We start from the raw sequence: 7,240 nt of genomic DNA, 5'->3' as shown, positions 1-7,240 counted from the left end.
ATATTGCGCCCCTGTCCAATTTGAAGACAATTACTGGAGGACACGAAATCAAACACTTGTAGCTTAAATGAACTGTCCACTTTTTCGAGTAAAGGTCAGACACTGGCAAAATCTCGTAAGTCCAAGGGAATCATTGAGCACCCTGGTACTTGGATCGAATGGGAGTGGGTTGTGCCAAACACTCGCCAGTCCATTTGTGCCGCCAGGCAAAGATGCCAGCCTAGAAAGCCACTCGCACCCGTTACCAGAAGCTTTTGGGGTGGAGGGCGATCACATATCACTTGGATTTAACATTTAGATAAATAGACCACTCTAAGAAAACATTATCGGTGGAAATAATATAGTCAAGGAATTCGAAAAATTCTAATCAACCCCAGTCTGGGGACTGTTTTAAGGATTTGCCCCAGACAGATGCAGGATTACAAGATTTGTGACCGATGGTCTTTATCCGAATATCGGTTCGTTAGGGTAGGGGTAAGGAAGCAAACGATTCTACTTTAGAAGGCGAGTGGTTAGATGATGAACAGCAATTCTCCAATCCTGGCCATAAAAATTCTGTTGAGTGCGATCGCAATACTGCCAATAGCAGTCCCCACGACGACTAATGCGGCAGAAGACATCGTTATTATTGGGGAGACGGCGGCGCAAAAACAGCGTTTTCAAACCTATTGGCAACAGTTGTTGAATCTCAACCAGGCAGCAGAGCGGGCTAAGCCAAAGCCTCAAGCCCAGTCTCTACAGGCAGCCCGAGAGAAAAAGCTAGAGAAGATTACTCACAATCTGTATGTTGAAGACATTGGCTTAGACTACATTATTCAGCTCAATGGTTCATCCCAATTATCTGGGATCCTCACCAACAGAAATGATATCCCGGTGACCGTTTTAGCCGTGAACTATGAAATTCTGGATAGAAGCGGATATTTGCTGCAAACCGGCAGTGCTCAGCCTAAACCTAGCACCATCGCACCAGGGCAATCTGTAACCTTTGCCGATACCCTATGGACGATTGATCCAGATGAAGGATATGAAGTCCGGCTGCTCGATCCGCCCTTTCAGGTCAGTCTTGATTCTGAATAGCTGCCTTTGCCAGCAGCGGCGGCCATTGGCAAACAGCAATTGGACTATTTTAGAAATTGTGTAGACCCATAAAAGGCTAGAAAACTCAAAAGTCTCCTAGCCCTATGCATTGATTAAAAGTCTAAGGAATAAACCTCTAGCCGAGTTGAATGCCGGTGACAGACTTTAGTAAGTTTGTCAGTTCACCCACAATTTTGTCCTTGTTGGGCTCGCCTTCACCGAGGCTAGCCTTAACCGTCTCAATCCCCTCTTGAATGGATTGAGCGGAGTCAGGCTTGATGTTGTCCTTAAGGGCAGGCCACGCTTCTTGTACTTTGGCAAATTCTGTTTTTGCAGTGTCAAAGTCTCCAGTTTTCGCGGCGTCAAGGGTTGAGGTAACGCTATCTTTCATATCATTAAGGGCAACGAGACCTGCGCCTTTATCCACGGTTTCAGCAACCGTATCTTTTGCTTTTTCTGCTGTTTCAGTGGCGGTATCCTTTACCTTTTCGGTGGTTTCGGCAGCAGTGTCTTTGGCTTTATCAGCAGCATCTTTAACAGTGTCGCCTGCTTCACTGCAAGCAGTGAGGGAAAGGGCGCTTAAAAGTCCTATGATTAAGGCGGATTTAAGTCGAAACATCATATTGTCACTCTAAGTATTTATACTTTCCAGCTAATATTATCGAGAACATAGGAAATTTGCACAAGTCTGTTTGGGACAGTTAGCTGGATTGGTACCCAGAGAACCTTCGACGATAAACGCTCTAGGGTACGCCGAACTTCAGACAGCGGTTATCGTCCTTTAATTTCACCGATACCGACCAAATTTTAAATTTTTTTCAGATTCGATAATGACTTTCTGAGTGTAGATATCTTCAAAATTCCCTCAAACGCATTATGGCTAAGTTTTACTCTGAGCTCACTCCCAACCTGCAAGCTTTTATTCAAGATCAACAAATCTTTTTTACGGCATCGGCTCCGTCCCAGGGCCGAATTAATCTCTCGCCCAAGGGGATGAATACGTTTAGATGTCTAGGGAAAACTAAAGTCGCGTATCTGGATTTGACAGGCAGCGGAAATGAGACGAGTGCCCATATAGCTGAGAATAGACGACTAACGATGATGTTCTGTAGCTTTGCAGGGGATCCACTTATTCTGCGGTTATATGGGCAAGGAGAGGTGATTCGTCCGTGCGATCGCATCTGGTCCGACTGGATAAAAGCTTTCGACCCGCTACCTGGGACGCGACAAATTATTGTGCTGCATATCGAATCTGTCCAAACTTCCTGTGGGTTTGGTGTCCCTCTCTATGAGTACCAAGGCGATCGAAATCAGCTAATCAACTGGGCGACCCAAAAAGGTGAAGAGGGTCTGCAAGAATACCAAGCCCAGAAGAATCGAATCAGCATTGATGGCTTGCCGACTGGGTTGATGGCAGAGGGCTGAGGGCATGGCCTACGCTCCCAAAATAGTCGTATTGGATGATGATCCAACTGGATCGCAAACGGTTCACAGTTGCCTGTTATTGCTGCGGTGGGATGTAGAAACCCTTTCCCAGGGGCTACGAGATGCCTCGCCACTCCTATTTATTTTGACTAATACCCGGGCTCGTTCTGCTAAAGACGCAGCCCAAGTGACTCGGGACGTATGCCGCAACCTAAAGATGGCTATGGCCCAAGTCCAGTCAGCAACGGACGACCATCCCAAGCACTATTTAGTTGTCAGCCGTTCAGACTCAACCTTACGGGGACATTACCCCTTAGAGACGGATGTGATTTCGGAAGAACTCGGCCCCTTTGATGCCCAGTTCCTAGTTCCGGCCTTTTTGGAAGGAAGCAGAATCACCCAAAACGGTATTCACTACATCAAAAACCAAGATCAGCTGATCCCTGTCCACGAAACTGAATTTGCCCAGGATCCGGTTTTTGGTTATCGGCATAGTTTTCTCCCAGACTATATTGCCGAGAAAACAGAGGGGAGAGTTCCCGCTTCACAAGTCCTACATTTCTCTGTTGAAGAAACTGCTTCGTATGGCTTAGAGCGGTTAATGAGCTTACAGAATAACCAGTATGCAGTTGTTGATGCAGTCGAACAGGTCGATCTCGATCGGTTTGCGCAACTGGCATTGGCGGCATCTGCTCAGGGAAAACGGTTTTTATTCCGCAGTGCGGCAAGTCTACTGACGTCGTTGGGTAATCTGCCCCCACAGCCCATTCCTGCAGCAGCGATGGCAGAAACGGTTATCCGTGACCATCCGGGTATCTTTATCGTCGGCTCCTATGTCCAGACAACAACGACGCAACTCATGCACCTACTGGCTTTATCCCATATCGAGGGAATCGAAATTAATCTGTCTCTTCTCCAGCAGAAGGAAGTGGATACCAGCCAACTTAAAGCCCAAGTTCTGAAGCAAACTGAGTCCATCTTTCGCCGACACAATACGCCCGTGATTTACACCAGCAGGCAACCTCTGGACTTCAAGGATTTGGCAGAGCGGCTCCCATTCAACACCCAGGTAGCCAATTTATTGGCCGATATTGTCCAGCATCTGCCCTCTCGTCTGGGGTTCCTAGTCAGCAAAGGAGGCATGACCTCAAATACCATTTTGGCGGGAGGGTTACACTTATCATCGGTGCGACTATTGGGCCAAATTTTGCCAGGATGCTGTGTTGTACACACTGGGTCAGAACATGCTTTTCCCCAACTACCAGTGGTCTTATTCCCAGGGAATGTCGGACAATCTGAAGACCTAGTCAAGATCTGCCAATGCTTGTCTCAACGGTCAGTTCAAATAGAAGGAATCGATCAGGGATAACTCGATCCGCTGCAAATTGCTAAAAAAAGTAGCTGATTTTTGACTAATCATGAGATAATTATCGTTTGTGTCCAATTAGAAATTTTGATGCGGTAAAAACACATGGCAAAAGGTGTTCGGATCATCGTCACATTGGAATGTACCGAATGTCGGTCCAACTCCAATAAGCGTTCGCCAGGGGTATCCCGGTACACAACCACCAAAAATAGACGAAATACCACGTCTCGCTTAGAACTGAAGAAGTTCTGCACCCATTGCAATAAGCATACAAATCACAAAGAGATCAAATAGCCTCCATTATCCACCTATTAAAACGTTTATCAAACCCTTATGCCTTACTATCGCCGCCGTGTTTCTCCGATCAAGCCGGGTGATCCGATTGATTACAAGGATGTTGATTTGCTCCGTCGCTTTATCACTGAGCGGGGTAAGATTCTCCCTCGACGGATCACGGGGTTAACTGCCCGCCAACAACGGGATCTGACTCGTTCAATTAAGCGCGCCCGGGTTCTAGCCCTTCTCCCTTTCATTAACCGCGAAGGCTAGAGTGCTGGTACCGATTTCTAGAGCTATCCCGAATTTGGGTTAGTTCTTGTACGCCATAACTACAGAAATTGGATGAGCCAATTGAGTGGAGAAAGGAACATTAATTGAATTCAAACGACGGGGCGATTGTGCCGAAGGGCAGCGTCCCTTTCAATTGGGCGTTGTCGATCGACCCGAAGGTAAGAAGAATTGGGTTGTGGTGGATCAAGCGGGACAATCCCATACGCTTCATCCTCGACAATTTACTTTCGTGGTGGCGGGACAAACCTATACCACCTCTGAAATTCAGCAATTCCAAACAGAGGCTGAATCCTATATCGATCCCAGCAGCCTAGAAGTGGCTTGGGAGATTCTGCTGGAAGACGCTCAGTCGGTTGGCCCTGCTGATTTGGCCCAGTTGTTGTTCTCGGATCAAAGTCCGCCTCTCTGTTATGCGGCCCATTGCCTTTTAACGGACGATCGCATTTACTTTAAGCAAAAAGGGGACCGCTTTGAGCCTCGCTCGGCGAATCAAGTGGCGGAGCTACAGCACCAAATCGAGCAGCAGGCTAAGCGTCAGCAGGAACAACACGCTTTTTATCAAAAAATAGAGCAGGCGATCGCGGGTGATACCGTGGAGTGGGAAGGATGCGATCGCACCTATCTCCAAGCTTTAGAAAAATTTGCTGCCTTTGGAGATGAGGCCACCACCCGAACCACTGCGGTTGAAGTATTGTCAACCCTGAAGCGGGCAACCTCCCCAGATGCTGCCTTTCAACTATTAGTCGATGTGAAGGTCTGGAATCTCCACCAGAACTTACATCTCTATCGCAGCAAAGCCCCGGTTCACTTTTCCTCGTCCGTTTGCGCAGCCGTTGATCAATTACTGAAAATGCCGCCTCCTGACTTACATACTGATCGCCACGACTTGACCAGTTTGAAAGTCTACACCATTGACGATGAAAGCACCTCTGAGATCGATGATGGCCTCAGTCTGGAATTTCTACCCGACGGCAAACAGCGGGTTTGGGTCCATATCGCTGACCCCAGTCGCTGGATCACCTTAGGGGATGAATTGGACCGCGAAGCCCAGCGCCGGGGCACAACGGTTTACCTACCTACAGGCATGATTCCCATGTTCCCGACGGAACTCTCTACGGGACCCATGAGCTTAGTCCAGGGGCAAATCTGTTGTGCCCTCAGCTTTGGCGTTATCCTCTCAGCAGAAGGGGCCATTGAGTCCTATGAGATTCGCTGTAGCCAGATCCAACCCACCTATCGTCTCACCTATGCAGATGTGGATGAAATGCTGGAGCTGGGCGTTGAAGCTGAATCGGAACTCCTCGCTTTAGCAGACTGGGCCAAACGGCGACAGGCTTGGCGCAAGTCTCAAGGCGCTATCAGCATTCAAATGCCCGAGTCTTCCATCAAGGTAGACGGCGAAAAGGTCGACATTGAGGTTCTCTACGACTCTCCCTCCCGCAACCTAGTGGCAGAGATGATGATCCTCACGGGGGAGGTGGCGGCCCGTTACGGTCAAGATCATGATTTACCTTTGCCGTTTCGCCATCAGCCTCAACCAGAGCTGCCCCCCGAAGAAGAGTTGCTACAGTTGGCACCAGGATTTGTCCGTTACTGCGCTATTCGCAGCTGTATGCCCCGCAGCGAAGTTAGTATCAGCCCTGCTCGTCACGCCAGTTTGGGCTTGGATTGCTACTGTCAGGTGACCTCCCCCATTCGCCGCTACGCAGATTTAGTAGCTCATTTCCAAATTAAGGCCCACCTCCGCGATGAGGAGTTACCCTTCAGCAAAACGGATTTAACGACGTTAATTCCCAGCGTCACCACGGCAGCCCAAGAGGCAACCCTTCTAGAACGACAAACCAATCGTTACTGGAGTTTGGAATATTTGCGCCAGCATGGTCAAACGGTCTGGCCAGCAATGGTGCTGAGATGGCTACGGGAGCACGAAAACTTAGCCCTCATTCTGCTAGAGGATTTAGGCCTAGAACTCGTGATGCGCCTCGATCACCCCGTGACGCTGGGTGACCGCTTGGACGTCAAAGTAGCCTCGGTCAATCCCCGATTGGATCGGATTCAGTTGCAAGAATGTTTCACGGCCTCGCCTGACGCAGCTCAAGACGGGTAATTCATATCCGGCATTCGGTTCCGCTGCTCTGCACGCATGGACTGGCTTCTGGCCTTTGCTTCTGCGGCACTGTCTTTGAGAGCCTGGAGGCGGGTTTCATAACGCTTACGATTGCGACGGCTTGGAGATTGGTCAATCAAAATTTTTAAGGCGCTGCCTAAGCTTTTGTAAGCATTGGGGAGCGTGTAGCCAAATCGTGTCGCCAGTGCGATCGCTTTTTGATCCGCAGCCGTTAGATCATCAACGCTCTTCTGAGAATTATTGCGCTGATACAGTCGCCATCCCGACACCCCACACAGGGCCAAGGCCAACATCAGCAGAAGTCCATCTTGGACCCACAATTCACCCACGGCTCCCCCCAAACCAATGGCTAGGGCGGCCATTTCCCAGCCATCCCGAGGAATGGTATCGTTCTGAATCCGAGCCACTTGGTGCCAAAACAGGAGGTTGCGCTGGTCTTTGGCAAATTGCTCCCACTTCAGCAGGTCAATTTGGATTTCGACTTCGTCTTGACCCAGTTCTTCGCAGGTAATCAGGGAGGCATTGGTGGCTGTGGTTGCTTCTACGGTCACCCAGCTTTGCAGCTCAGGCGGCAAGAGCGTTCGCAGACGCCGCAGTTCACTCATTTCAGCCCGAGCAGAGGATGTTCCGTAGACCATGAATTCAAATGTGGAATGATAAACAACAATCGTAAA

General features: G+C 49.1%; 8 protein-coding genes. 6 read left to right on the top strand and 2 right to left on the bottom strand.

What is annotated here, in order from left to right; translation table 11 throughout:
- The first annotated feature begins 519 nt into the window (after positions 1-519).
- Positions 520-1,077 carry an FxLYD domain-containing protein gene (locus tag Q0991_RS08490; RefSeq protein WP_299487352.1) on the top strand — a complete coding sequence of 186 codons (558 nt, stop codon included), beginning with the start codon at positions 520-522 and terminating at the stop codon, positions 1,075-1,077.
- Positions 1,078-1,213: 136 nt separating this feature from the next.
- Here the strand turns inward: Q0991_RS08490 and Q0991_RS08485 are convergent, their stop codons facing one another.
- Positions 1,214-1,699, bottom strand: a complete 486-nt coding sequence (locus Q0991_RS08485) for a hypothetical protein (protein WP_299487351.1) — start codon at positions 1,697-1,699, stop codon at positions 1,214-1,216.
- A 254-nt stretch (positions 1,700-1,953) separates the two neighbouring features.
- Here Q0991_RS08485 and Q0991_RS08480 point away from each other — a divergent pair, with 254 nt between their 5' ends.
- The 5 genes from Q0991_RS08480 to Q0991_RS08460 all read left to right on the top strand — a co-directional run bounded on the left by Q0991_RS08480 (position 1,954) and on the right by Q0991_RS08460 (position 6,545).
- Positions 1,954-2,502: a pyridoxamine 5'-phosphate oxidase family protein gene (locus Q0991_RS08480; protein WP_299487349.1), complete on the top strand. Its 549-nt coding sequence runs from the start codon at positions 1,954-1,956 to the stop codon at positions 2,500-2,502.
- A gap of 4 nt (positions 2,503-2,506) precedes the next feature.
- Positions 2,507-3,871: a four-carbon acid sugar kinase family protein gene (locus Q0991_RS08475; protein ID WP_299487348.1), complete on the top strand. Its 1,365-nt coding sequence runs from the start codon at positions 2,507-2,509 to the stop codon at positions 3,869-3,871.
- A gap of 102 nt (positions 3,872-3,973) precedes the next feature.
- Positions 3,974-4,162 carry a 50S ribosomal protein L33 gene (gene rpmG, locus Q0991_RS08470; RefSeq protein WP_010480755.1) on the top strand — a complete coding sequence of 63 codons (189 nt, stop codon included), beginning with the start codon at positions 3,974-3,976 and terminating at the stop codon, positions 4,160-4,162.
- 39 nt (positions 4,163-4,201) lie between these two features.
- Positions 4,202-4,417 carry a 30S ribosomal protein S18 gene (gene rpsR / locus Q0991_RS08465; protein WP_299487345.1) on the top strand — a complete coding sequence of 72 codons (216 nt, stop codon included), beginning with the start codon at positions 4,202-4,204 and terminating at the stop codon, positions 4,415-4,417.
- Between the two features lie 85 nt (positions 4,418-4,502).
- Positions 4,503-6,545, top strand: coding sequence for a ribonuclease R family protein (locus tag Q0991_RS08460; RefSeq protein WP_299487343.1), 2,043 nt, complete (start codon positions 4,503-4,505; stop codon positions 6,543-6,545).
- Here the strand turns inward: Q0991_RS08460 and Q0991_RS08455 are convergent.
- Positions 6,533-7,204, bottom strand: a complete 672-nt coding sequence (locus Q0991_RS08455; protein WP_010480752.1) for a DUF3318 domain-containing protein — start codon at positions 7,202-7,204, stop codon at positions 6,533-6,535. The genes Q0991_RS08460 and Q0991_RS08455 overlap by 13 nt on opposite strands.
- Positions 7,205-7,240 lie beyond the last annotated feature (36 nt).

Origin of the sequence: Acaryochloris sp. IP29b_bin.137, assembly GCF_028285745.1 — a bacterium.
Lineage (GTDB): Bacteria > Cyanobacteriota > Cyanobacteriia > Thermosynechococcales > Thermosynechococcaceae > Acaryochloris.
The sequence above is the reverse complement of the archived record's forward strand: the minus strand, read 5'-3'. Positions and strand labels throughout refer to the sequence as shown.

Bases quoted from the DNA above. Each gene is read 5' to 3' on its own strand.
- Q0991_RS08490 (WP_299487352.1), top strand. From the start codon at position 520: ATGAACAGCAATTCTCCAATCCTGGCCATAAAAATTCTGTTGAGTGCG.
- Q0991_RS08485 (WP_299487351.1), bottom strand. From the start codon at position 1,699: ATGATGTTTCGACTTAAATCCGCCTTAATCATAGGACTTTTAAGCGCC.
- Q0991_RS08480 (WP_299487349.1), top strand. From the start codon at position 1,954: ATGGCTAAGTTTTACTCTGAGCTCACTCCCAACCTGCAAGCTTTTATT.
- Q0991_RS08475 (WP_299487348.1), top strand. From the start codon at position 2,507: ATGGCCTACGCTCCCAAAATAGTCGTATTGGATGATGATCCAACTGGA.
- rpmG (WP_010480755.1), top strand. From the start codon at position 3,974: ATGGCAAAAGGTGTTCGGATCATCGTCACATTGGAATGTACCGAATGT.
- rpsR (WP_299487345.1), top strand. From the start codon at position 4,202: ATGCCTTACTATCGCCGCCGTGTTTCTCCGATCAAGCCGGGTGATCCG.
- Q0991_RS08455 (WP_010480752.1), bottom strand. From the start codon at position 7,204: ATGGTCTACGGAACATCCTCTGCTCGGGCTGAAATGAGTGAACTGCGG.